Origin of the sequence: Duganella sp. FT27W (assembly GCF_009295655.1) — a bacterium.
GTDB classification, from domain to species: domain Bacteria; phylum Pseudomonadota; class Gammaproteobacteria; order Burkholderiales; family Burkholderiaceae_D; genus Rugamonas; species Rugamonas zoogloeoides.
Window position 1 is genome coordinate 410,023 of sequence record NZ_WHIV01000004.1, and the last position, 24,846, is coordinate 434,868.

Annotated in this window: 15 protein-coding genes and 1 riboswitch; of the genes, 3 read left to right on the plus strand and 12 right to left on the minus strand. The window is 65.1% G+C overall.

The genetic code is table 11. The annotated features are described in order from the left end of the window. Positions 1–19: 19 nt before the first annotated feature. Together F8197_RS18985 and F8197_RS18990 are read right to left on the minus strand one after the other, a co-directional pair. Positions 20–1,357: a TldD/PmbA family protein gene (locus F8197_RS18985; RefSeq protein ID WP_056139806.1), complete on the minus strand. Its 1,338-nt coding sequence runs from the start codon at positions 1,355–1,357 to the stop codon at positions 20–22. A gap of 17 nt (positions 1,358–1,374) precedes the next feature. After that, a complete protein-coding gene (locus tag F8197_RS18990) occupies positions 1,375–3,012 on the minus strand; it encodes a TldD/PmbA family protein (RefSeq protein ID WP_152883177.1) in 1,638 nt (545 codons plus the stop codon). Between the two features lie 294 nt (positions 3,013–3,306). On the opposite strand from F8197_RS18990, the gene F8197_RS18995 reads away from it, so the two are divergent. After that, complete coding sequence (locus tag F8197_RS18995) at positions 3,307–4,125, plus strand: class I SAM-dependent methyltransferase (RefSeq protein WP_152883178.1); 819 nt, start codon at positions 3,307–3,309, stop codon at positions 4,123–4,125. Between the two features lie 31 nt (positions 4,126–4,156). Here F8197_RS18995 and F8197_RS19000 read toward each other — a convergent pair whose 3' ends face one another. From F8197_RS19000 to F8197_RS19030, 7 genes are read right to left on the minus strand one after another with little or no spacing between them, the layout of a single operon-like run. Then, entirely contained in the window at positions 4,157–5,236 is a 1,080-nt protein-coding gene (locus F8197_RS19000; protein WP_056139816.1) for a chemotaxis response regulator protein-glutamate methylesterase, read from the minus strand. Beyond that, complete coding sequence (locus tag F8197_RS19005) at positions 5,233–6,051, minus strand: protein-glutamate O-methyltransferase CheR (RefSeq protein WP_152883179.1); 819 nt, start codon at positions 6,049–6,051, stop codon at positions 5,233–5,235. Before F8197_RS19005 ends, F8197_RS19000 begins: the two co-directional genes overlap by 4 nt. After that, positions 6,048–6,581 (minus strand): chemotaxis protein CheW, encoded by a 534-nt coding sequence (locus tag F8197_RS19010; protein ID WP_227012322.1) that lies wholly within the window; start codon positions 6,579–6,581, stop codon positions 6,048–6,050. Before F8197_RS19010 ends, F8197_RS19005 begins: the two co-directional genes overlap by 4 nt. Positions 6,582–6,595: 14 nt before the next feature. Continuing rightward, complete coding sequence (locus F8197_RS19015; protein ID WP_152883181.1) at positions 6,596–8,833, minus strand: chemotaxis protein CheA; 2,238 nt, start codon at positions 8,831–8,833, stop codon at positions 6,596–6,598. Positions 8,834–8,843: 10 nt separating this feature from the next. Next, positions 8,844–9,137 carry a lipid asymmetry maintenance protein MlaB gene (locus F8197_RS19020; protein WP_373996910.1) on the minus strand — a complete coding sequence of 98 codons (294 nt, stop codon included), beginning with the start codon at positions 9,135–9,137 and terminating at the stop codon, positions 8,844–8,846. Continuing rightward, complete coding sequence (locus tag F8197_RS19025) at positions 9,134–9,502, minus strand: response regulator (protein ID WP_019923537.1); 369 nt, start codon at positions 9,500–9,502, stop codon at positions 9,134–9,136. The genes F8197_RS19020 and F8197_RS19025 overlap by 4 nt, the downstream gene beginning before the upstream one ends. Positions 9,503–9,518: 16 nt before the next feature. Continuing rightward, positions 9,519–10,691, minus strand: a complete 1,173-nt coding sequence (locus tag F8197_RS19030; RefSeq protein WP_373996911.1) for a methyl-accepting chemotaxis protein — start codon at positions 10,689–10,691, stop codon at positions 9,519–9,521. A 465-nt stretch (positions 10,692–11,156) separates the two neighbouring features. On the opposite strand from F8197_RS19030, the gene F8197_RS19035 reads away from it, so the two are divergent. Continuing rightward, the gene (locus F8197_RS19035) at positions 11,157–11,705 is read left to right on the plus strand and encodes a Crp/Fnr family transcriptional regulator (RefSeq protein WP_152883182.1); all 549 of its coding nucleotides are present in this window, start codon (positions 11,157–11,159) and stop codon (positions 11,703–11,705) included. Positions 11,706–11,707: 2 nt separating this feature from the next. On the opposite strand, the gene F8197_RS19040 is transcribed toward F8197_RS19035, so the two are convergent. Both F8197_RS19040 and F8197_RS19045 read right to left on the minus strand, forming a co-directional pair. Then, entirely contained in the window at positions 11,708–13,315 is a 1,608-nt protein-coding gene (locus F8197_RS19040; RefSeq protein WP_152883183.1) for a serine hydrolase, read from the minus strand. A 4-nt stretch (positions 13,316–13,319) separates the two neighbouring features. After that, on the minus strand, positions 13,320–15,170 hold the full coding sequence (locus tag F8197_RS19045) for a M1 family metallopeptidase (RefSeq protein WP_152883184.1): 1,851 nt from the start codon (positions 15,168–15,170) through the stop codon (positions 13,320–13,322). Between the two features lie 116 nt (positions 15,171–15,286). Beyond that, positions 15,287–15,457, plus strand: a riboswitch (yybP-ykoY riboswitch). A gap of 27 nt (positions 15,458–15,484) precedes the next feature. Between F8197_RS19045 and F8197_RS19050 the strand changes: the two genes are divergently transcribed. After that, a complete protein-coding gene (locus F8197_RS19050; RefSeq protein ID WP_152883185.1) occupies positions 15,485–16,060 on the plus strand; it encodes a TMEM165/GDT1 family protein in 576 nt (191 codons plus the stop codon). Here the strand turns inward: F8197_RS19050 and F8197_RS19055 are convergent, their stop codons facing one another. Continuing rightward, a complete protein-coding gene (locus tag F8197_RS19055) occupies positions 16,061–24,838 on the minus strand; it encodes a GH36-type glycosyl hydrolase domain-containing protein (protein WP_152883616.1) in 8,778 nt (2,925 codons plus the stop codon). Positions 24,839–24,846: the final 8 nt, after the last annotated feature.

Consider the following 24,846-nt stretch of genomic DNA (forward strand, 5'->3'; position numbering starts at 1 on the left):
GATACTCCAAAAGTCTGTTTTAAACCGCGTCCGACAGCGACGTGAAATTGAAATCGCGCACGCGCATGGCCGGCACCAGCAACTGGTACGGCGATTCGTCGCCCGACAGGATTTCCGGCCGGCCCAGTTCATCGATGTTGTTCAACATCGATACCGGGCTTTCGTTGAAGCGGAAGTTCTTGATCGGGTGCTTGATCTTGCCGTTCTCAATATAGAACGTGCCGTCGCGCGTCAGGCCCGTGAGCAGCACCGACTGCGGATCGACCATGCGGATATACCAGGTGCGCGTGACCAGCACCCCTTTTTTAGTATTCGCAATCAGCTCCTCGGTGGATTTGTTGGTGCCGGCCATGATGATGTTGCCGGGCGCTCCCACCGCGCGCTGGCCCTGTTTCTTGGCCCAGTACATCGAGTAATTGAGATCCTGGACGCGGCCATTCTTGATCAGGTCCTGGCGTTCGCGCGCCAGCATCGAGCCGCCATCCCACGGCAGCACGGCCACGTTGGCGTCCCACGGATCGGACCACACGTTGACCTGCTGGTCGAACAGCTTTTCACCCTTGCGGTTGCCGCCGCCTTTCTTCGACAGGAAGCTGCGGCCCTCGTCGGCCTCGCGCGCACCGAAGTCGTTGAACATATAGGCCAGGATGTCGGACGTGGCGGCCGGTTCAAGCACCACCGTGTAGCGGCCCGGTTCCAATGCCTTGGCTTCCACCGAGCGCAAGGCTTTTTCGATGGCGACGTTGGATGCTTCACGCGCGTCGAATTTGGATGCATCGCCCACGCTGCGCTTGGCCCAGCCCGAACCGCGCCCGTCTTCGGTGCGCACCGTAATGGTGAAGTCCAGTCCAGTATCGCGCTGGAAGCCGAAGACGCCATTGGAGTTGGCCACCGCCGTGAACTTGGCGCTGTCGGCAAAAAAGCCCGCTGCCACCAGCTTGTTCTTGCGGCTGTTCTCGATGCTGTAGGCGGCCACCTGGGCGCGGAATTCCGGGTCGATGTCGGCGGTCTTCTGGAAGAACGTTTCGCTGGCCTTGTATTGCTGTTTCGATGGCGTGGGCATGAACTCCGGGTTGTCCGGGGCCAGGCGCGCCAGTTCCTCGGCGCGACGCACCGCGCGTTCGATCGATTTGTCGTCGAACTCATTGATGGTGGCGATGCCCTGCTTCTTGCCGAAGGCGACCGCGATCGCCAGTTCGGTATTTTCGATCAGGCCAGCCGTGGAGACGGCGTTGCGCGCGTAGCGGATGTTACCGTTACGGCTGCCGGTCAGGTTCACTTCGCACTGGTCGGCGCTGGTCAGTGCCAGCACCTTGTCGCAAATGCGCTTGGCGTCGTCCTGGTTGAGGTTTTTCATTGGTCAGGGTCTCCGGCTTAAGCGATCTTGCGCGCAGTATTAATCACGTTAACCCCGTTAAAGCGGGTCGTACTGGCGCCATGCGACACCACCGACGATTGCGAAGGCTGGCCTTTGCCGTCAAAGAAGGAGCCGCCCATGCGCCAATCGCGCTCGTCGCACATGGCCGTGCAGGCGTTCCAGAATTCCTGGGTGTTCGACTGGTAGGCCACGTCTTCGAGCATCTGGCCGATCTTGCCGTTCTTGATCTCGTAGTACAGCTGACCGCCGAACTGGAAGTTGTAGCGCTGCTGGTCGATCGAGAACGAACCGTCGCCCACGATATAGATGCCCTTCTTGACGTCCTTGACCATCTCGTCCGGGGTAAGCTGCTTTTTACCGGCCTGCAGCGACACATTGGGCATGCGCTGGAACTGCACGCTGCTCCAGTTGTCGGCATACGAGCAGCCGTGCGATTCCTTCTCGCCGATGATGGCTGCCTGGTCGCGCGTGGCCTGGTAATTGACCAGGATGCCGTCCTTGATGATATCCCAGCGCTTGCACGGCACGCCCTCGTCGTCGTAGCCCACGTTGGCCAGCGAGCCTGGCGTGGTCTTGTCGGCGACGATGTTGACGATATCGGAGCCGTACTTGAATTTCTTGGTTTCCCATTTATCGAGCGTGGCGAAGCTGGTGCCGGCGAAGTTGGCCTCGTAACCGAGCACGCGATCGAGTTCGGTCGGGTGCCCCACTGATTCGTGGATGGTCAGCCAAAGGTGCTCGGGCGTAAGCACCAGGTCGTATTTGCCCGGCTCCACCGACTTGGCGGTCAGCTTCTGTTTTGCCTGTTTGCCGGCCGCGCGCGCATCTTCGATCAGGTCATAGGACTTGGTGTACAGCGTGGTCACGCCGCCGGCCGCCTTGACCTTGTGCTCGGGGCGCGCATCCAGGTATTCGTAGCCCATGCCCACCGGCGCCGACAGGCCCTGGCGGGTGCGGAACTTGTTGCTCTTCTGGTCCACGGCGGTGGCGTACACCGGCATCCACAGGCGGTGCACGTCCTGGTCGATATACGAGCCGTCGGTGGACGCGAAGTATTTTTGCTGGTTCACCTGGAACAGCATCGACTGCATGAAGCTCGCGCCGCCGTCCATGCCGGCCTTGTTGGCAGTGATCAGCAGCTCGGCCTTTTCCTTGATCGGCACCGTGCGCCAGTCCTTGACGATGGGCGTGGCCCACGCCACTTCGCCCAGGCTTTTCACCGGCGCCAGCACGACAGGTTCGGTTTGCAGCTTGGCGTTGGCGCGGGCAATCGCCACGGCCTGGCGCGCGGCGCCGGCCACGCCGTCGGGCGTCATGTCGTTGGTGGCGGCAAAGCCGTAGGCGCCGCCGGCGATCACGCGCACGCCCACGCCGGCAGATTCGGTGTTGACCACGTTTTCCACGTTGAGGTCGCGGGTGGTGATGAACTGGTTCAGGTAGCGGCCCACGCGCACGTCGCAGTAACTGGCGCCGGCCTGGGTGGCGGCCGTCATCGCGGTATCGGCCAGCATTTTCTTGAACTGCAGGGCGACCGGGTTGAGTAATTCTTCGGCCGCGATGGCGCGGCCAAAAGCGGGCAGCAACATCGTGCCCAGCGCCAGACTACCAATGTTGAGGAATGCACGTCGTTCCATCATCTCTCCAAATGTGAGACAGGAGCACCTCGCAAAACCCTTGTGGGATGGTTCGAGGTTTCCCTGATTCGGGCCAGCCGCCCTGGGCAACAGAAAGGCAATATTAGCGCCTGATCAACGAAAGGGATAGCAATATGTATGCCATCTGCCACAGCGATACACTGCGTTACAAGCGGCGCCACACTTGCGCGATTTTTACGCTGGCGCCGATTCGCTTGACCTGCGTGCGGTCCTCGCCCATGATCGCGCAGGGCGGCCGCACGGCGCCGCCATTGAACCCTCAGGAGACCGAGTATGAAGAAATACCTCGTGGCCGCTCTGGCCTGCACCACGCTGTTCGCCGCCACTGGCGCCTCGGCGCAGGCGGTGGATGCGAAGCTCAAGGACGCCATCGGCGCCAGCTCGCGCACGCCCGCCAACGTGCAGCGCGACGCCGCCCGCCATCCTTACGAGACCCTGGCCTTCTTCGGCATTCGCCCGAACATGACGGTGGTGGAACTGTCGCCGGGCGCTGGCTGGTACACCGAGATCCTGGCGCCGTACCTGCGCGACAACGGCAAGCTGATCGCCGCCGGCAACGACCTGACGTCGCCCAACGAGCGCGAACGCAAGGGCGCCGAGCGCTTCATGGAGCGCCTGAACGCCAATCCGGCCGTGTACAACAAGGTGGCGCTGGGCGTGTTCTCGCCGCCGCGCAAATACGAATTCGCACCAAATAACAGCGTCGACATGGTGCTCACGTTCCGCAACATCCACAACTGGATTCCGACCGGCCCGGACAACCTCAAGGCGCTGTTTACCAGCGTGTACGACAGCCTGAAACCGGGCGGCGTATTCGGCGTGGTGGAGCACCGCCTGCCGGCCTCCAAAACCCAGGACGCCACTGCCAGCAGCGGCTACATGCACGAGAAGTACGTGATCGGCCTGGCCGAAGCGGCAGGCTTCAAGCTGGCCGCCAAATCGGAGATCAACGCCAATCCCAAGGACACGGCCGACCACAAGAACGGCGTGTGGGCATTGCCACCCACCTTCACCAACAAGGATGAAGACCGCGCCAAGTACCAGGCCATCGGCGAGAGCGATCGCATGACGCTCAAATTCGTCAAGCCGTAAGTGTTATGCCGGCCGGGGATGCGCCCCGGCCTCAGCCCAGCTGCTGCAAGATCTCGCGGTAAATTGCCGTCAACGGCACCGATTTTTCCACCGCCCCGCGCTTGACCGCCTCCTTCGGCATGCCGTACACCACGCACGACGCCTCGTCCTGCGCCACGGTGCGCGCGCCCGCCTTGAGCATCTCCAGCAGGCCTGCCGCGCCGTCGTCCCCCATCCCCGTCATGATCACGCCCAGCGCATTGGCGCCGGCCGCGCGCGCGGTCGAACGGAACAGCACATCCACCGACGGCCGGTGGCGATTGACCAGCGGACCATCGACTACCTCGACAAAATACTGTGCACCATTGCGGCGCAGGAGCATGTGTTTGCCGCCGGGCGCGATCAGCACCTGGCCTTGCAGCACGCGGTCGTTATTGGCCGCTTCCTTGACGCGCACCTCGCATACGCTGTCGAGCCGCGCGGCAAAGGCGGCGGTGAATTTTTCAGGCATGTGCTGCACCACCACGATGCCGGGGCAAACGCGCGGCAGCGACGTAAGCACTTCTTCCAGCGCCTGGGTGCCGCCGGTGGAAGTGCCGATCGCCACGATCCGCTCGGTGGTCGCAGTCATGGGTCGCGTATCGCCCAGCGACAGCACCGCATCCGCATTGAGCTTGGCGGTCACCGGTGGCAATGGCGGCAGCGGCGCATGGTACGCGGACTTGACCACGTGGGCGCCGGCAGCCGTGCGCACGGCCGATACCAGTTCGTCCGAGCTGTCGTACAAAAACTGCTTGAGGTCCAGGCGCGGCTTGGTGATGACGGCCACGGCGCCAGCGGTCAAGGCTTCGACCGACGTCTGCGCGCCCTTCTCGGTGAGGGTGGAGCAGATCACCACGGGCGTGGGCCGCTCGGCCATGATCTTGCGCAGGAACGAGATGCCGTCCATCTTCGGCATTTCGACATCAAGCACGATCACGTCGGGCCACTGCATCTTCATGCGCTCGATCGCCAGCAGCGGGTTGGCCACGGCATAGGTGACGGTGATGCCCGGCGCGGCGTTGAGCAGGCCGCTGAGCACCTGCCGCACCACGGCCGAATCGTCGACGATCATGACCTTGATGTCGCTCATTGCTGGTCCTTGCGGTACACCGATGGCGCCACCATCGACAGCGTGTCGTTGATGTCGTTCAGGGTTTCCGAGTGCCCGATCAGGAAATGGCCACCGGGCCGCAACAGCGCCAGCAGGCGCGCCACCACCTGGCGCTTGGTATCGAGATTAAAATAGATCATTACATTCCGCAGGAAGATCACGTCGAACTGGCCCAATGCGGGCAGCGCCTGGTTCAGGTTCACCTGCTGGAATTGTACCCGCTGGCGCAGCGGGCGCTCGATCAGCATGGTGCCCTCCTCGCTGCCCTGGCCCCGCAGGCAAAAACGCTTCAGATAGCCGATCGGCATCTGGCTGGCGCGTTCGAGCGGATAGTGGCCGTTGCGCGCCCGTTGCAGCACGCGGGTACTGATGTCGGTGCCCAGCACTTCCCAGGCGGCGTCGCCCAGCACGTCGGCCAGCACCATGGCGATGCTGTACGCTTCCTCGCCGCTGGAGCTGGCCGCGCTCCACACGCGCAACCCGCGCCCCCGGTCGCGATTGCGCGCGTCTTCCGCCAGTTGGCGCAGCAGCTGGAAGTGCTTCGGTTCGCGGAAAAAATAGGTCTCGTTGGTGGTGAGCAGGTCGATCGCCACTTGCAGCTCGGCCGGGTCACTGCGGCTTTGCAGCAGCCGCAAATAGTCGCCGTAGCTGGCCAGCCGGTGGTGCGCCAGGCGCTTGGCCAGGCGCCCGCTCACCAGCGCCTGTTTGCCGTCCGACATGCTGATGCCGGCGGCGTCGTAAATAAAGCGCTGGAACTGGGAAAATTCGCGGTCGGTCAGGGCTGCTGAGGTCATGGGCCGGCACGCGAACTGGCCGTGGCCAGCGGCACGGCATGGCGGGAGAGCTCCACCACCTCGCAGGTGGACAGCACGCGTTCGAGCGCCAGCAGGATCACGAAGCGCCCCTGGCACTTGGCAATGCCGGCAATGAAGTCGGCGCGGATGCGGGCCCCGAACGGCGGCGCCGCCTCGATGTCGGCCGGCTCGATTTCCACCACCGCGTTCACCGCATCGACCATCATGCCCAGCACCTGCTTGCCTTCGCCATCGTCGATCTCGGCGATGATGATCGACGTGCGCTTGCCGATGGCCGCCACGCCGCGCCCGAAGCGCGCCGACAGGTCGATCACCGGCACCACCGCGCCGCGCAGGTTGATCACGCCGCGCACGCAGTCGGGCATCATCGGCACGGTGGCGGTGCCCGCGTATTCGATGATTTCCTTGACATGCAGGATGCCGACCGCAAACCGCTCCTCGCCCAGCAGGAAGGTCAGGTACTGCGTGGACAGCGGCTCGGCGCCGTGCTGGATGGTGGCAAGGTTCATGGCGGTGTTCTCCATCAGACGGCCAGGGCAGGCAATGCGGGGGCGACGGCGCCACGACCGTCCACGGCCTGCAGCAGCGCACCGACATCGAGTATCAGCGCCACGTCGCCGCTGCCGAGGATGGTGGAGCCGCTGATGCAGCGCACTTCGCTGAAGATGGGACTGAGCGGCTTGATCACGGTCTGGAATTCGCCGAGCAAGGTATCGACCACCAGCCCCGCGCGCACCTTGCCGAAGCGGAGTACCACGATGCTCTCGCGGCGCGTGGGCGCGCCGGCGATATGGAACAGCGCGCGCAGGCGGATGAATGGCAGCACCTGGCCGCGCAGGTTGCTGTAATCCTGCCCCGGTTCGGCGGCAAACTCGATGCACTCCTCGATGGTGTCGAGCGGGATCACGAACACGGACGATCCCACCTGCACCAGGAAGCCGTCGATGATGGCCAGCGTGAGCGGCAGGCGCACGGTCACGGTGGCGCCCTGACCTTCGACGCTGCGGACATCGACGCTGCCGCGCAGCGCGGTGATGTTGCGCTTGACGACATCCATGCCCACCCCGCGCCCGGACAGGTTGGTAATCGTCTCGGCGGTGGAAAAGCCGGCTTCGAAAATCAGATTGTAGATTTCGGCATCGGTGAGCTTGCGCTCCGGGTCCACCAGGCCGCGCTCGATGGCCTTGGCCAGGATTTTCTCCTTGCGCAGGCCGCCGCCGTCGTCGCTCACTTCGATCACGATGCTGCCCGATTCGTGGAAGGCGTTCAACGTGATCATGCCGCGCGCCAGTTTGCCGGCAGCCACGCGCACGGCGGCCGGCTCGATGCCGTGGTCCATGGCGTTGCGCACCAGGTGCATCAACGGGTCGCCGATTTTTTCCACCACCGTTTTATCGAGCTCCGCGTCCTCGCCATCGACCGCCAGGCCGATGTCCTTGCCCAGCTCGCGCGCCACGTCGTGCACCACGCGCTGGAAGCGGTTGAAGGTAGCGCCGATTTTCACCATGCGCAGTTCCAGCGCGGCGTCGCGCACCTGCTCCACCAGGTTCGACACCGTGGATGTTGCCTCCAGCAGCTCGGCGTCGTGCAGACGCTGGCCGATCACGCTGGTGCGCGCGCCGGCGATGATCAATTCGCCGACCAGGTCGATCAGCCGATCGAGCTTGTCGGAATCGACCCGGATCGAGCGGTTTTCCTGCGCCTTTTGTTCGACCACCTGCTTTTGCCGCGTGAGCGCCGCCTCCACCACCACCGGCGCCACCTGGCCGGCAGCGACCAGGATGCTGCCCAGGCGCTGCGGGGCTTCCTGCGCGGGCTGCGCGCCCGCTTCCCCCTGCACCTCCGGGTGTAGCGATTGCTGCGACTGCTGCGCCAGCGCCGCTGCCAGCTCCGCTGCTGTCACGCTGCCGCACTGCACCAGCATTTCGCCCAGCCGGGCCGGGTTTTCCGGCAGCGCGCGGATCAGTTCCACGTACTCGGACACCTTGCCGCGCGGCGCGACGAGGCGGATCTCGCAGTCGTCCCGCACGAATTCGAACACGCCCAGGATCGCCGCGCGGTCGGCCGTGCTCTCGAAGGCGATCTCGAAGCCGAGATAACAGAGTTCCGCGTCCATCTCGTCGGCCGCCGGCAGCGCATCGGCCACGGTGGCCATGCCGGCAATGCGGCCCAACCGGGCCAGGTAGCGCAGGAACGCGATCGGGTCCATGCCGTTTTGCAGCACGCCGGCACCGAACCGCAGCGAGATATGCCAGTAGTCGCTGTCGCCATCACCGGCCGCCTGGCCCATGCGCTCCACATCCGGCTCCGGCTGCACTGTCAGTGACTGCTCCGCCAGCGATTGCGCCGGTTCGTCACCTGCGCCCATGCGCCGCCGCAGCTGCTGCAGCAGGCGTTCGCCCTCGGGCGCGGTGTCCGGGTCGGCCTCGTATTGGCCAGCCGCCAGACCGTCGGTCATGCTCGATAAATGGTCGCAGCAGGCCAGCAGCAGCGCCACCATGTCGTCGTCGATCACCGCGCGGCCATCGCGCACGGCGTCGAGCAGGCTTTCCACCACGTGGGTAAACGCCACCATGTGATCAAGGCTGAACAGGCCGGCCGACCCCTTGATGGTGTGAGCGGCGCGGAAGATGGCGTTGATCGCCTCGCCCTGGTCACCCAAATCCTGGGACAGGTCGATATTGAGCAGCGCGTGTTCCATGTCGGCCAGCAGCTCGCGGCTTTCGGTGATGAAGGTTTGCAGCGCCTGGTCCAGGTTCATTGCCGGCTCCTCAACTGTGGATCAGGACGGCATCGCCGAAGAACGCGCCCAGGTTCAGCATCTCCACCACGTCCACCACGGCCGGGCTGTGGTTGCGCAGCCGCAGTTCGCGCTGTTCGATGGATGCGGTGCGCTTGGCCAGCATCAGCACCTGCAAGCCTGCGGTATCGAGTTCGGTCACGCCGGCCAGGTCGATTTCCAGCACCGGCGCGGCGCGCAGCGTCTGAAGCACTTCAAGCTTCAGATCGGCGGCGCGGTAGATATTGATCTCGCCGCTCCAGGCCAGGTGGCCGATATCGCTCACGGCAGCACCAGCTTGGCGACGGCGCCCAGCAGCACCTCGGGCTTGAACGGCTTGACCACCCACGCCTTGGCGCCGGCGGCCTTGCCCTCCTCTTTCTTACTTTCCTGCGATTCGGTGGTCAGCATGATCACCGGCGTAAACCGGTAGCTGGCCAGCTTCTTGAACTCTTTGACAAACGTGATGCCGTCCATATTGGGCATGTTCACGTCGCACACGACCAGGTGAATCTTCTGGCCCGTGCACTTGGTGAGCGCGTCGGCGCCGTCGCGGCCTTCGATCACGTCGTAGCCCGCGCCCTTGAGCGCGATGCCCACCACCTGGCGCAGCGAGGCCGAATCGTCAACCACCAGTATCGTCTTTGCCATGCTGTTTTACCCCATTCTAGAAAAAAGTGATCTCGTCGGCATCCGCCGCCTTGGGCGCCACGTGGCGCGAGCCGCTGTGCACCGCGTGTTCCTCGGCCATGGCGTAGGTGCTCTTTAACGCGTCGAGCAGCGGCGCCGGGTCTGGCGCCAGCAGTTCGCCGGTGGCCTCGAAATGGCGGCGGTTTTCTTCCAGTACTGTCGGCATCAGTGCGAGGTTTTCGCGCACGTGCGACATCACCTGGCTCACGCGGTCCTGGAATTGCAGCTGCACCAGCGCCTCGCCCACCTCGCCCTGGATGGCGATGCTTTCCTGCTTGAGCAGGTCGGACGATTGCACCAGCGCGTCGGTCATGGTGCGGAAGTCGGCCAGCACCGAGTCGATCATGCCTTCGGCCGACTGCATGCTCTGGTCTTCCGCATCGCTGGACGCCTCGGCGGCCTGGCTGGCGGCCAGGATGGCGCTACTGATCTGGCCCACGCGCTGCGCGATATTGCGGCCCGTCTCGGCCGAGCGGCTCGACAGGTGGCGCACCTCCTGCGCCACCACCGCGAAGCCGGCGCCGGCGGGACCGGCGCGCGCGGCCTCGATGGCCGCGTTCAGGGCCAGCAGATTGGTCTGGGCAGCGATGCTGGCCACGCCTTCGGCCATGTCGCGCAGCTCGCGGGTAAAGCGTTCGAGGTCGCGGATCTGCCCCAGCATGGCCTGCTTGGACTGCATGGCCGACTTCATCGACGCCACCACGGACGCCAGTTGCGAGGCGCTGTGCGAGAACACGGCCGTCATCGACTGCCCGCCCTGATTCCCTTCGAGGCTGGAGACGTGCAGCGCGTGGTCGAGCTTATCGACGATGCTCGAAAAGCGGGTGGCCAGGTCGGCCACCGCGTCTTCCATTTGCGTGCGCGAGTTTTCCATGTGGCGGCTCCACACCGGTAGCACCGCCGCGCCGAATGCGTCGCGCCCGTGCAGGTAGCGCCCTATCATGCTGTCGCCGCCGGGTGCCTGGCCGCCCGCCGCCGGTCCGAACGCGCACCATGCGGCGCCGGCCACCAGCAGCGCAGCCCACAACACGGTGTACCAGCCCCATGCGGTCCAGCCAGCCACGATGGTGCCCGCACCACCCGCCGCCGCCAGTGCGAACGGCGCAAACAGTTGTCTGAAGCTTGCTTCGACTCCGAAAATCGTCTTCACGCGATGGCACCCCGCTCCGGCAGCCAGCGCCTCAAAAGGGGGGCGCCGAGGTCCCACTCTAGCGCAATGCCTGGTAAATGTTGCTTAAAATTTTGAAACGGACGGGGCGCTGCAGGCAGCTGTTGCAGACTCACAACCTTGAAACGGCGCCTTTAGTGACTAGCAAAACAGGATGTTTGGTGCGGCGCCGTGGCAGCGTGCCTGCCCCGATTTCACCTGGTTTCAGGCGATACTCTTGGTCATTGCCCACGCTGGGGAATTAATGCTAAATCGCAACGATATTTGCACTTTTGACTCAAAAAAGGTTTACACTGCTGGCTGCCTTTTTGCTACCCACCCAGCGAAAGACCCATCACACCAATGCCGGCTACCCCGGCCGCGCCATAGAATATGAACCAGGCATTCCTAGATCACCGGGCAAAATACCGGCAAGTGCTCGCCGAGCGTTTTCGGGTATCCCCTGAAATGTACGACGAAATTTCGCGCCTGATGGCGCCACTGGCCACGCATGTCAGCGTGCGCAAGGGCGAACAATTGCAGCGCAGCGGCGAAGTAGTGCAGTACATCCACTGGCTGCACAGCGGCGTGGCGCGCGCCGGCTTCTTGCCCGACAACGGCAACGAGGTGACGCTGTATTTCCGCACCGACGGCCACCTGGCCGTGGCGCACGACGATGTGCTGCGCGCCATGGGCAACGCTCCGGCACACAATTTCGTGGTGGCGGAAACGGCGGTGCAGGCGTACCGCTTCGACTGGCGCGCGCTGTGGGCGCTGGCCGAGCAGCACCCGGTACTGCGCGATTACTACGTCAAGGTGTCGGAATGCGGCATCATGGACCAGAGCCGCCGCCTGTACCTGAGCGTGTGCCCGGCCCAGGGCCGGCTCGAAGCGTTTCGCCGCGACTACCCGGGCCTCGAGCAGCGCATTTCGCAGAAGGTGGTGGCGTCGTTCCTCGGGATCACGCCGCAGTACATGTCGCAGCTGCTGCGACAGGATGCGGCGCTGGCCCGCTAGGGTTACTTCTTCGCCTTCGGCTTGAACTCCAGGTCCTGGAAGTCGTAGCTGAAATCGGTCTCGGTCGATATCGGCGCCATCTTCATGCGGTCGATGCTGGCGTCCGGGTTGAGCGAGAACGTCACGTAGGCGTCGGCGTTGAAGTTGCGCTCTTTCCAGCGCACGATGAAGGTGTCGTGCTGGAAGTGCTCGAGTTCCCCCGTCAGATCCGGCGTGCGCGTAAACCGCATGATGCGTTTGCCGTTTTCTTCGCCGATGGTCGCCACGCCGTACCACGCATCCTCGTACTCGCCGTCATACGCCGCCAGCGGCAGCGATGGCTGCGACTGCGCCGCGCGCGCCGTGGTGGCCTTGGCCTGGCGCTCAAGCTCTTCCTGGCGCGTTGCCGCCTGCTGGTCCGCGTACAGCTTGATCCAGTCGCTGGCCGGCACCTTCAGATACTGGTCCAGGATGCGCCAGTACAGCGCCGCCATGGCCGGGCTGTTCTCGGCGTTGGTCAAAATGGCGATGCCCAGCTTTTCTTCCGGCACCATCAGCACCGTCGAGTAAAAGCCCTGCAGCGCACCGCCGTGCATGGCCATCTTGCGGCCCTTGTAATCGCGCAGCGAGAAGCCCAGGCCATAGGCGGCGAAATTGGGCTTGGTGGCGGCCAGCGCCGGTTTCGGTTCGCGGATGCGCATCGGCGTTTGCTGGCTCCACAACTCCTCGACCTGCCTGGCGCTGATCAGCTGCTTACCGTCCGCGCTTTTCCCGTGGTTCATGAGCGTGATCATCCAGCGCGCCAGGTCCTCGGCGTTGGTGTCGATGCCCACCGCGCCGTCGGCGTTCGGCACCGGCATCGGCTTGACCACGGCTGCCTTGCCGTCGATCAGGCTGTGCGGCGCCGAGTGGTTGTCGGTTGCCAGCATCTCGGCCACGCTGGTCTTGGTGCCGGTCATGCCCAGCGGCGCCAGGATGCGGTCGTGAATGGACTGGCCCCAGGTCTTGCCGTCTTTTTCGGCGATGATCTTGCCGGCCACGATGTAGAGCAGGTTGTCGTACGCGTAGCTGTTGCGGAAGCTGGTCGCCGGCTTGACGTGCCGGAGTCTGGCGATGATTTCGTCGGTGGAGAACGCGGTGCTCGGCCACCACAGCAAGTCGCCGGCGCCCAGCCCCAGGCCGCTGCGGTGCGTGAGCAGGTCGCGGATGGTCATCACGCCGGTCACGTACGAGTCGTACATCTGGAAGCCCGGCAGGTGCATGGTCACCGGGTCGTCCCATTTGAGTTTTCCTTCATCGACCAGCATGGCCAGCGCGGCGGCGGTGAAGCCCTTGGAGTTCGACGCCACCTCGAACAGCGTCTTGCCGTCCACCGGCGCGGGGTCGCCCAGCTTGCGCACGCCGTAACCCCTGGTGGCCACGACTTTGCCGTCCTTGACGATGGCAATCGCGATGCCCGGCACATCGAACGTCTTCAATGCCAGGTTGACGTCGGCATCGAGGTTGTAGGCGGGGACCGGCGCAGCTTTGGTCGCGGCAGTTGCCGGCGCCGCCAACACGGGAACGGCAGCGCCGAGCGCTACCAGCGCCAGCGCCATCGCGCTGGCATTGAACAAACGAACAATCTTCATCGGCTTATTTCTTGAACTGTTTATCGACCGATGCCTGCGTCACCGGGTGGTAATGGTCGCGCGCCTTGGCGTACACGCTGCGCGCCCACTCGGCTTGCGCCGGTTGTTTCAGCAGCGCCGTGTACAGCGGCACCACGAACTTCTGGCGGCCCACGCTCATCAGGAATTTGGTGAGCGGTTCGCGCACGTCGTAGCCGGCCTTCACGGAAGCCAGGTAGAAGCGGAAGGCGATTTCGTTATTGCCGCTTTTTGCCAGGCCGAAGTTCTGGTCGAGGTCACGCAATTGCGCCGCCGTGGCCTTGCCGTCGATGTCGTTCAGGAAGTGCATCCATTCGAGCGCGATCCAGCCCTTGCCATTGAGGTCGGCCGTGGGCAGTTCGCCGCGCAGCCAGCTGTTGCGCTGTTCGTCCAGCGCCGCCAGGCGTGGCGAGGCCGCGCGCACGGCATTGGCCGGAATGCCGGCGCCGTACAGCCACTCGTCGAGCTCTACCTGCGCCATGTATTCGGGATGGGCGTCGAGCAGGTTCTTTTTCAGGTAGTCGACGAATTCGTCGGTGGTGGCCGACTTGAACGCGTGCGAATCGAACCAGCCGCGCAGGAACACATCGAACGTTTCGCGGCCGGCGCGCTGCTCGAGCGTGCGCAGGAACCAGGCGCCCTTCGGATAAATCAGGCTGCCGTCCGAGTACGCCGACGGATCGACGTCCGGGCCGCGCGTGGCCAGCGCCTGCCTGGCGGCGGGGATGGTGGCCAGCGACGCCAGCGCCTCTTCCTGCTCCACTTGCAGGTTCATCTCGGCGATCTCGGCGCCGTAGATTTTTTCCACGATGCGGGTGGTGACGTAAGTGGTAAAGCCCTCGTTGAGCCACATGTACTTCCACGAGGCGTTGGTCACCAGGTTGCCGGACCACGAGTGCGCCAGTTCATGCGCGATCAGATCGACCAGGCTCTTGTCGCCGGCGATCATGGTCGGCGTGAGGAAGGTCAGGCGCGGGTTTTCCATGCCGCCGTACGGGAACGACGGCGGCAGCACGATCATGTCGTAGCGCTCCCACCGGTACGGGCCATACAGGCTCTCGGCCGCTTCGATCATTTTCTCGGTGTCGGCCAGCTCGCTGGCAGCCGCTTCGATGCGCGCCGGTTCGGCATACACGGCCGAACGCGGGCCCAGCGTGCGCACGTCGATCTCTCCGATGGCAATGGCCAGCAGGTACGATGGAATCGGCTGCGTCATCTTGAACTTCCAGCCGCCCTTGCCGGTGGCGGCAGGGTCGTTGTCAGCGCTCATCAGCACGCGCAGGCCGGCCGGCGCGTCGATGCGGGCGCTGTAGGTGAAGCGCACGGCAGGCGTATCCTGCACCGGCGCCCACGAGCGGGCGTTGATGTCCTGCGACTGGCTGAACATGAACGGACGCTTGCCCGACATGGTCTGCGCGGGCGCCATCCATTGCAGCGCGGCGGCCGACGGCGCGGTGCGGTAGTACACGCGCACCTTCTGCGGCTGGAACGGCAGCGCGATGCGCAGGGCACGTCCCTTTTGCAGGTCGAACTTGTCGAGCATGTACGACGTGGAGGTCCAGCGACCGTTCGGGTTCAATATCTGCACGCGCGAGATATTGAGTTCCTTGGTGTCGAGCACCAGCGTGCGCGAGGTCTTGTCGATCCAGTTCAGCGTCAGTTCGGCGTAGCCGGACAGGGTCTTGCGGCCGAAATCGGCCTTCAGGTCCAGATACAGGTCGCTGGTGCGCACCTGGTCGTAGCGGGCGTAGCTCAGCGGGTCGGCGTGGGCAACGGTCACGCCCAGCGACATCAGTGCGGATAGCACGACCGCGGACAAGATTTTCTTGATTTGCATGGTGATCTTTTCAATGTTGGTCTCAAGCGCGGAGCAGAATAGCATAGCCATGTATCCGTAATGTGTACAGCGGCGCTGCCAGGCTTGCAAGGTGCTAACTGGGCTGTGCTATCATGTCGGCCGTAAGTGGGGAGTAGTCGGCCCGCGCCTCCTGGCGCAGGAATTTGCATCAACATGATCGGTCCGCAGACCGTGGTGCAAATGGTTGAAAAACTTGACGAGACCATGATCGAAGCGCGGCCATAGTGGGCCGGGGACGCGCTTTGGATCATAGGTTCTTATCAGCCGGCCCGCGCATCTCACTCAACACCCCAATGGAAGCATTCTTCATCTCCACAGGCATTGTCGCGCTGGCAGAAATCGGCGACAAAACCCAGCTGCTCGCTTTCGTTCTTGCCGCAAAATTCCGCCGTCCCGTTCCGATCGTCGCCGCCATTTTCGTCGCTACCCTGGCCAACCACGCGTTTGCCGCCGCCATCGGCACCTGGATCACCAGCCTGCTGGGCCCCGACATATTGCGCTGGGTGCTTGGCGCCTCGTTCATCGCAATGGCCGTATGGACGCTGGTACCCGACAAGCTCGATGAGGAAGACACCAACTTCGCGCGCTACGGCGTATTCATGACCACCCTGATCGCCTTTTTCATGGCCGAGATGGGCGACAAGACGCAAGTGGCCACCGTGGCCCTGGCCGCGCGCTACGACAGCCTGCTGGCAGTGGTGGCCGGCACGACGCTGGGCATGATGCTGGCCAACGTGCCGGCCGTGTACCTGGGCGACCGCATCGCCCACCGGATTTCGCTCAAGCTGGTGCACGGCATTGCTGCCGTGATCTTCGCGGTGCTCGGCGTCGCTACCCTGCTCGGTGTCGGCGCCGGCCTGGCGTCGTGATTACAGCGTAATCGCCGGCGCCTCCACCGACGCCGGCAATGCCGGCAGCAGCAACTGCACCTGGTGCGTGGCGCCGGTGTCGTCCAGCGCAATCACATTGCCTTCGCGCGTGACGCCATCGACACTCAAGGTGGCCGCCTGGCCCGGCAAAGCACGCGCCACGCGGATCACGTACGAACTGCTGGCGTGGCGGTAGGTGAGCGTGAACTCGTTCCATTCCGCCGGCATGCGCGGCGCCAGCGTCAGCTCGTGCGCGCCACGCGTTACGCCCAATAGCGACTCCACGATCAGGCGGTACATCCAGCCCGACGAGCCGGTGTACCAGCTCCAGCCGCCGCGTCCCACGTGCGGCGCTACCGCATAGACGTCGGCCGTCACCACGTACGGTTCCACCTTGTAGATCGCCACGTTTTCCGCATCGGTGCCGTGCATGACCGGGTTGATCATGCGCGCCAGCTCCCAGGCGCGGTCGGTGTTACCGAGCCGCGCGAAGGCCATCGCGGTCCAGATCGCGGCGTGGGTGTACTGCCCGCCGTTTTCGCGCACGCCCGGCACGTAACCTCGGATGTAACCGGGGTTGGGGCCGGCCTTGTCGAACGGCGGGTCGAGCAGCTGGATGATGCCGGAATCCCTGCGCACCAGGCGCTGGTTGACCTGCTCCATCGCGCCGCGTACCCGCACCGGGTTGGCCACGCCGGACAGCACGCCCCAGCTCTGCGAAATCGAATCGATCTGGCATTCTTCGTTGGTGTGCGAACCGAGCGGCGTGCCGTCATCGAAATAGGCGCGGCGATACCATTCGCCGTCCCAGGCGTTCTGCTCGACGTTGGCGGCCAGCTTGACAGACTGCTCGCGGCATTCCTGCGCGAACGCGTCGTCGTTCTTCATTTCCGCCACTTCGGCAAAGCGTTGCAGCACTTCGCACAGGAAGAAGGCCAGCCACACGCTCTCGCCCTTGCCATGCTCGCCTACCTTGTCCATGCCGTCGTTCCAGTCGCAGGAGCCGATCAGCGGCAGGCCATGTTCGCCGAAGCGCAGGCCGTGGCGGATGGCCCGCACGCAGTGCTCGTACATGGTGCCGCTCTGGTTGGAGCGGCCCGGCAGGTCGTAATACGAATCCTCTTCCGCCTTGAGCAAACGCCCTTCCAGGAATGGCAGTTCCTCGTCGAGGATACTCAAATCACCGGTGCTCGACACGTAGCGCCAGGCGCCCAGCGGCAGCCACAGGTAGTCGTCCGAGCACTTGGTGCGCACGCCCCGGTCCGACGGCGGATGCCACCAGTGCTGCACATCGCCTTCGATGAACTGGTGCGCTGCGCACAGCATCAGCTGGTCGCGCAGCAGGTGCGGCTTGGTGTGGATGGTGGCCATCGCATCCTGCAGCTGGTCGCGGAAGCCGAACGCGCCGCCAGACTGGTAGTAGCCGCTGCGCGCCCAGATGCGGCAGGCGATGGTCTGGTACATCAGCCAGCCGTTGGCGATGACGTCGAGCGCCGGTTCCGGCGTCTTGATGTGCACCGCGCCCAGCGTTTCGTTCCAGTGCGCGTGGACGGCGGCCAGCGCCTCCTGCGCGGCGCCGGTGCTGCGGTGCTTTTGCACCATGCCGCTGGCGTCGGCGTTGCGGCGGCCTGCCACACCGAGCACGAACACGATTTCGCGTTCCTGGCCGGGCAGCAGTTCGAGCGGCGCCTGGATGGCGGCGCAGGCGTCCAGCCCCGCGCCCACCTTGCCGGACAGGCGCGAGCGGCGCATGGCCACAGGCGCGGCCAGCGAACCGTTACGGCCCAGGAATTCCGCGCGGTCGGCGGTCACGGTGCGCGTGGTCGCATCGCAATTGAAGAACGCCACGCGGCCGGTGAAGTCGGTGTTGTACTGATTGCGGGCAAACAGCGCCCCGCTCACCGGATCGAGTTCGGTCAGGATGTGCATGCCGGACTTGGAGCGCATGTCGCCCATCACCCATTCCACGTAGCCGGTGATGGACAGCTTGCGCGCCACCGCCGAGTCGTTGCGCACCTTGATGACGGTGTACTTGATCGGCGCGTCGGTAGCGACGAACGTGGTCATCTCGGTGGCGATGCCCGACTCGGTATGCTCGAACACGCTGTAGCCGAAGCCGTGGCGCGTGGTGTAGTCGCCGGTGCCGCGCGCCGGCAGCGCCGAAGGCGACCAGAACTCGCCGGTGGTTTCGTCGCGCAGGTAAAACGCTTCGCCGCTGGCGTCGCTCACCGGATCGTTGTGCCAAGGCGTGAGGCGGAATTCATGGGCGTTCTCGTGCCAGGTGTAGGCCTGGCCGCTTTCCGAAATCACGGTGCCGAAACTGGCGTTGGCCAGCACGTTGGACCACGGCGCCGGCGTGCGCTGCTCTTCGCTGGTGGTGATCACGTATTCGCGGCCGTCTTCCGAGAAGCCGCCGATGCCGTTCTCCAGTTGCAGCACGCGCTTGCGGCGCGGCGGCGCGACGACATCGCTGGCGTCGGCGCCATCGCTGCGCGGGTCGATTGCCAGCGGCGGCATGCGCAGCACCGGCGGGCCGGGGCGCTTGATCTGCTCGGCCAGCGTACCACGGGTGTCGCTGATGATCACGCGCGCCACCGTTTGCAGCAGGATGCGGTCTTCGGTGGCGATCTGGTCGCCCATGCGTACAAAGATGCCGCCCGGACGGTCGATGGCCTGGGCGTCGATACCCGAGGCAATCAGGCCCATGATTTGATCGTGCAGCAGCTGGCGGTATCCCGACTGGTCTTCGTGCCAGATCACCAGGTCCACCACCAGGCCCTTCAGGCGCCAGTAGGCGTGGGCCTGCACCATCTGGCGGGCCAGTTCGATATTGGCCGAGTCCTTGATCTGCAACAGCACGATCGGCAGGTCGCCGGAAATGGCGTACGCCCACAGGCCGGACTGGCCGCGATGGTTTTTCACCAGCGTGGCGGCGTCGGCGCGCAGCGAGGCGTTCGGGTAGATCACCGAGCCGGCCAGGCGGCCGTACAGCTGGGCGTCGGTTTCGGTGGCGTTCAGCTGGCGCAGCACGACCTGGCTGTGGGTCCATGCCAGTTCGAACACGCGGTCGGCCAGGTGGCGGTCGTGGTACTTGTCGATCAGGTGCAGCGCGGCGTCGCGCTGGTCGGTCATGCCGGTGACCATGTCCACGGTCGCGGTCTGGTCGGGTTTTAACGTGATGGTATAGCGGATCGCCACCACCGGATCGAGCACCGAGCCTTCGCCGCCGGACAGCGGCGCGTCGTCGAGCAGGGCCTGCGGCGCGGCGGCCGTGTTGCCCCGGCCGATGAAGCGCGAGCGGTCGGTTTCGTACGAGACGTTGCCCACGGCCGCATCGTGCACGGTCATGGTGTGCATCATGTACGGCATGGCTTCGTTGCCGCCGCGCGGACGGCGCGTGCACAGGATGGCATTCTCGGCGCGCAGGATCTCGGTCTGCACGAACAGTTTGCTGAACGCCGGGTGGGCGGCATCGGCCGCCGCCGGCGCCATCACCACTTCGGCAAAGCTGGTCACCTCGATGGTGCGCACGCGGTCGGTGGTGTTGGTGATGCGGGTGCGGCGCAGTTCGATGTCGTCCTCGGGCGAGACCACGATTTCCGTGTACAGGTCGATGCCGTTGTCGGAGCGGCGGAACTCGGCGCGGCCTTCCGAGAAGATCACTTCGTGGTGGCGCGGTTCCACCAGCGTCGGCTGATACGTGGTGGACCAGAAGTCGCCGTCTTCCATGTCGCGCACGTAGCAGAAGGCGCCCCAGTTGTCGCGGGTGCTGTCTTCGCGCCAGCGGGTCACCGACTGGTCTTTCCAGCGGCTGTAGCTGCCGCCGGCGTTGGTCACCATCACGTGATAGCGGCCATTGGACAGCAGCTGGGTTTCCGGCACCGGGGTGCTGTGCGAGGTAAGCACGCGCAGCGGCATGCCGGAATCGGGCGCCGTGGTGCGGATGGCCGCCGACTCCACCGACGTGGAATAGAAGGCGCCCACCTGCGGGCTGCGTTCCTGCAGCACCAGCAACGTCGATTGCAGCAGCGGATCGGATTCGAAACGGCGCTGCATCGGACGGTCGTGCAGCAGGTAGCTCAGGGCCAGGAAGCCCATGCCCTGGTGGTGAACCATGAACGAACGGACCACGGCGTGACTGACGCCGCGCGGCAGGCGCGTCGGCGTGTAGTCGATCGCTTCGTAGAAGCCGTAGCGGCCCATGAAGCCCAGGCCATCCATTTTTTGCAGGTTCAGGCACGACGCTTCCGGCTGGACCATCAGGCCCATCATGCTGGCGTACGGTGCGATCACCAGGTCGTCACCGAGGCCGCGTTTGAGGCCCAGGCCCGGCACGCCGAAGGCGCGGTACTGGTAATTGAGATTGGCGTCGGTGGTGTTGTAGCCCGACTCCGAAATCCCCCACGGCACGTTGTGCTGCTTGCCGTAGGCGATCTGGGCGTCGATCACCGAGTTGTAGGTCTGGTCGAGCAGCGTGCTCTCGTAAGTCGGCATGACCAGCAGCGGCATCAGGTACTCGAACATCGAGCCGCTCCAGGACAGCAGCACCGGCTTGCCGCCGACGATGCACAGCTGGCGCCCCAGCGCGAACCAGTGGTCCTGCGGCAGCTGGCCCTGGGCGATGGCGACGAAACTGGCCAGGCGCACTTCGGACGCCAGCAGGTCGTAGTAGCTGGCGTCCAGGCGGCGTTCGCTGACGTTGTAGCCGATCGCCAGCAGGTTGGTGGTGGCGTTGTACAGGAAGCCGTATTCCATTTGCGCGAACGCAGTGCTGCGCTGGGCCAGTTCGGCCAGCTGGCGCATGCGGTCGTGGGCGGCGGCGCCGCCCTGTTCGAGCAGCTGCGCCATCTGCTGGCGGCGTTCCAGTTCGGCCGGCGCCAGGTCGGAGACGGGAATGTCGGCGCCGGCATTGGCCAGTGCCGCCAGTTCGCGCAGGGTCGGCACGCGCAGCAGGTTGGTGTCGAGCACCGTGTCCGCCGGCAGGTTGACCCATGGCGTGAACAAGGCCAGTTCGTCGAGCGCGGCGTGCGCTTGCTGTGCCAGGGAATTGGCCCACATGGCGACATCGGCCTGCGCCGCCACCAGCGGACGCAGTGCGTCGGCGGCCTGCGCCACGCGCGTGAGCCACGCGTGCAGCTGCTGCAAATGGGTGGCGTCGGGACGGTCGGACAGCACCGCGCGCAATGCCACTAATTCGGGCGTATCGATGCCGGCCAGGGCGCCGTTGCCGGTGCCGGCGGGCACCGCTGCATCGGCGGCTGCAGTCGCAGCCGATGCCGCCGTGCCCACCGTGAAGGTGCCGTCGATGGTGGTGATGGTTTCTTCCATGACGCGCAAGGTGGTCAGCAAGCCGTCCACGTATTGCGGCCCCACCACCGGCTGATCATACAGGGCGATCAGGCCCGGTTGCAGTGTAAGCAGGTGACCGGCCAGGTTGCCGCTATCGACGGTGGAGATGTACACCGGGTGCAAAGGCTGCAACGACTGCGTGTCGTACCAGTTGTAGAAATGGCCCAGGTGGCGTTCCAGCTGGTCCATGGTGGTCAGGGTGGCGCCGGTACGGGCCACGACCTGGGCGCCGGTGATGTAGCCGAAATCGTGCGCGGTGAGGTTGGCCAGCAGCGCCATGCCGATATTGGTGGGCGACGTGCGGTGCGCGATCACCTGGCTCGGATGCTCCTGCACGTTATCGGGCGGCAGCCAGTTGTCGTCGGGCCCGACGAAGCGGTCGAAATACGCCCAGGTACGGCGCGCCAGCTTGTTGAGGAAGATGTGCTGGTCGGCGCCCAGATCGGCGTTGCGGCGCTTGATCGGACGGCTGATCCAGTCGGCCACCGCAGGCGCCACCAGCCACGCCAGCAGGAACAGCGCGGCCGGGGCCAGGCTGGCCGGGCGCCAGCCCAGCAGCAAGCCGCCCACGAACAGTGCGGTGACCGGCGCGGCCCACATGGTGACCCAGGTACTGGTGGTGGAACGCGCGAGTGCCGACGCGCGCCATTGCAGCAGGTGGCGGCGCGAGACGTACATGCGGAACAGGCTGCGCACGATGGCGTCGAGATTGAAGTACGCCTCGTACGGCAGGAACGCCAGCGTGAGCAAGGCGTGCGAGAGCTGGATGCCCACGCTGCGGCCGGTATTGCGCAGGTGCTGGTCCCACAGCGTGTCTTTCGGGCGGTGCAGCAGATCGTGCAGCGCATTGACCAGCGGCGGCAGGAAGATCACGGTGAGTACGGCGCCGGTCCACAGCCACGGCGCGGGCAGCCAGCGCCAGGCGACGACCAGCGCGATCACCATCGCGGGCGCGACCAGCGAGCGGCGCAGGTTGTCGAACAGCTTCCAGCGCGACAGCAGCGACAGCGGATTTTTCTCGCGGCGGCGGCCCGGGCCCGGTACGCGCGGCAGCAGCCATCCGAGCAACTGCCAGTCGCCACGGATCCAGCGGTGGCGGCGGCCGACGTCGTCGCTGTAGCGGCTCGGGTATTCCTCGTACAACTGGGCGTCGCTCATCAAGCCGGCGCGCACGTAGGCGCCTTCCAGCAAGTCGTGGCTCAGAACCTGGTTGTCGGGCAAACGGTGGCCCAGCACCTGCTCGAACACATCGACGTCGTAAATGCCTTTACCAACGAACGATCCTTCCAGGAACACGTCCTGGTACACATCGGAGACGGTGCGGGTGTACGGGTCGATACCCGGTTCGCCACCGCACAATTTCTCGTACAGCGACGCGGTTTTGCTTGGCAGGCTGACAGCCACGCGCGGTTGCAGGATGCCGTAGCCATCGACCACGCGGCCCAGCGCCTTGTCCACGCGCGGGCGGTTCAGCGGGTGCATCATGGTGGAGATGAAGTCGCGCGCGGCGTCGCGCGGCAACTGGGTGTCGGTATCGAGCGTGATGACGTACTTGATGCTTTCCAGGTCGGTGGTGTCGCCCACGGCCAGCGAGAACTTGTCGCGCGCGCCGCCGCGCAGGTAGCGGTTCATGTCCTGCAGCTTGCCGCGCTTGCGCTCATAGCCCATCCACACGCCTTCTTGCGGATTCCACAGGCGCGGGCGATGCAGCAGCAGGAACGGCGTGGCCGGGTCGCCATTCAGGTGCAGCGCGTACTTGCGATTGAGTTGTTCGACGCCCTCGCGCATGTGGTCCATCAGCGCAGCGTCGCCGGGCAGGGTTTCGGTGGGCGCGTCGGCAAAGTCGGTGAGAAGACAGAAACGCAGGTTCGGATCGCGGTTGGACAGGAAGCGCACTTCCAGCTGCTCGCATAGCTCTTCGATGTTCTCGCGGCTGTACACCAGCGTGGGCACCACGACCAGCGCGCGCGCGTCGGGCGGAATACCGGCTTCAAAATCCATGCGCGGCAGCGGCTTGGGCTGGGTGACCTTGGTGGTGATCCAGTTGACCAGGTTGAGCGCCAGCTGGCTGCTGCCGATCAGCGCCAGCACGCCCATGGCGACCAGCAGCGCGCCGTGCACGCCGTGGAACGCCGAGCGCTCCAGCAGCAGCGCAGTGGCGATCACCGACAGCACCACGATGGCGCCCAGGTACGACGTCAGTGGCGAGGCGCTGGTGGTGCGTTGCATGGATTCGATCCACGGGCGGCGCATGCGCGTCTGCTTTTCCAGCGCGGCCTGGCCGCCGCCGATCAGGTAGAAGCCCACGTGGCTGTGGCGCAGGTCGTCGCTGCCGACGTGGGATTGCGCCAGTTGCAGCGCTTGCGCGGCCACTTCCACCTCTGAGTAGTCGGAGCGCTTGGCGATGTTTTCGATCACGTGGCGATACTGGTCGCGGGTGGCGAATTCCATCTGGCCGTACACGCCGGCCGGGTCCTGGCGCAAGGTCTGTTCGACCATGCTCATGGTCTCGACGAACTCCTGCCAGTCCATGGTGCCCAGGTAGCGCAGGCTGCCGATGCTGTTGGCGATCGACACTTGGTCGGCAGCCTGCTGCTGGATCTCGGCCTGGATCTGCTGTTCGATGGTCTGGCCGGCATCGGCCAGGCGGCTGGTGATCCAGGTCAGCGCCATGGTCAGCGCCGGGCTTTGGCCCTGCAGGCGGCGCGACAGCTCCGCCACGAAGGCGCTGGTGATCGGTGGATTGGAGCGGGCCATGTCGGCCACTTTCAGAATCAGGCCGCTCGGGTTCTTTTCCGCTTCCTCGCTCATCTGGTCGGCCCAGCTGTTGGCCAGGTCGCGTTCGGCGCGGTTGTCCGCCACGCGCGCGGCCACGCGGCGCAGGTTTTCGATCAGCGCCAGGCGCAGCATGATGGGAATTGCCCACAACTCGCCCAGCTTGAGCGGCGCGATTTCCTGGTACGCATCGACAAAGCGCGACAGCGATTCCGGATCGACGCGGCCATCGCCGTGCGAGATGATCTCGAGCGCCAGCTTGTACACGCGCGGGCAGCCCTCTGGCGCGCCCTTGGCCAGGCGTGGCAGTTCCTTGCTGTAGCCCTTGGGCAGGTGGCGGCGCGCAATGCGGATCTGTTCTTCGATCAGGTACAGGTTATCGAGCAGCCATTCGGAGGCGGGCGTGATCTGGCGGCCGTCCTTGATGGCGGCGGTCAGCTCGTCGCAGGTGGCGCTGATCACTTCCGCGTTGTCGCTCAGGCGCGCCAGCAGCTGGTCGCCGCCGCCGCGCGGGCTCAATTCGTGGTGGGAAGCGAGCGAGCGGCCGTGCGCGGCCATCTGCGCCGCGCTGAAAAGCTCCGCTCTTAAGGGCAGATCTTCGTCTTCGTCGGAGACCATGGCCGCCGTGTTGGATTCGCGAAAGCCGAGCGACATCTCGGGGA

What these genes read in the sequence shown, in the direction of transcription:
- F8197_RS18985 (WP_056139806.1), bottom strand. Translation starts at nt 1,357, where the DNA reads ATGAAAAACCTCAACCAGGACGACGCCAAGCGCATTTGCGACAAGGTG.
- F8197_RS18990 (WP_152883177.1), bottom strand. Translation starts at nt 3,012, where the DNA reads ATGGAACGACGTGCATTCCTCAACATTGGTAGTCTGGCGCTGGGCACG.
- F8197_RS18995 (WP_152883178.1), top strand. Translation starts at nt 3,307, where the DNA reads ATGAAGAAATACCTCGTGGCCGCTCTGGCCTGCACCACGCTGTTCGCC.
- F8197_RS19000 (WP_056139816.1), bottom strand. Translation starts at nt 5,236, where the DNA reads ATGAGCGACATCAAGGTCATGATCGTCGACGATTCGGCCGTGGTGCGG.
- F8197_RS19005 (WP_152883179.1), bottom strand. Translation starts at nt 6,051, where the DNA reads ATGACCTCAGCAGCCCTGACCGACCGCGAATTTTCCCAGTTCCAGCGC.
- F8197_RS19010 (WP_227012322.1), bottom strand. Translation starts at nt 6,581, where the DNA reads ATGAACCTTGCCACCATCCAGCACGGCGCCGAGCCGCTGTCCACGCAG.
- F8197_RS19015 (WP_152883181.1), bottom strand. Translation starts at nt 8,833, where the DNA reads ATGAACCTGGACCAGGCGCTGCAAACCTTCATCACCGAAAGCCGCGAG.
- F8197_RS19025 (WP_019923537.1), bottom strand. Translation starts at nt 9,502, where the DNA reads ATGGCAAAGACGATACTGGTGGTTGACGATTCGGCCTCGCTGCGCCAG.
- F8197_RS19035 (WP_152883182.1), top strand. Translation starts at nt 11,157, where the DNA reads ATGTACGACGAAATTTCGCGCCTGATGGCGCCACTGGCCACGCATGTC.
- F8197_RS19040 (WP_152883183.1), bottom strand. Translation starts at nt 13,315, where the DNA reads ATGAAGATTGTTCGTTTGTTCAATGCCAGCGCGATGGCGCTGGCGCTG.
- F8197_RS19045 (WP_152883184.1), bottom strand. Translation starts at nt 15,170, where the DNA reads ATGCAAATCAAGAAAATCTTGTCCGCGGTCGTGCTATCCGCACTGATG.
- F8197_RS19050 (WP_152883185.1), top strand. Translation starts at nt 15,485, where the DNA reads ATGGAAGCATTCTTCATCTCCACAGGCATTGTCGCGCTGGCAGAAATC.
- F8197_RS19055 (WP_152883616.1), bottom strand. Translation starts at nt 24,838, where the DNA reads ATGTCGCTCGGCTTTCGCGAATCCAACACGGCGGCCATGGTCTCCGAC.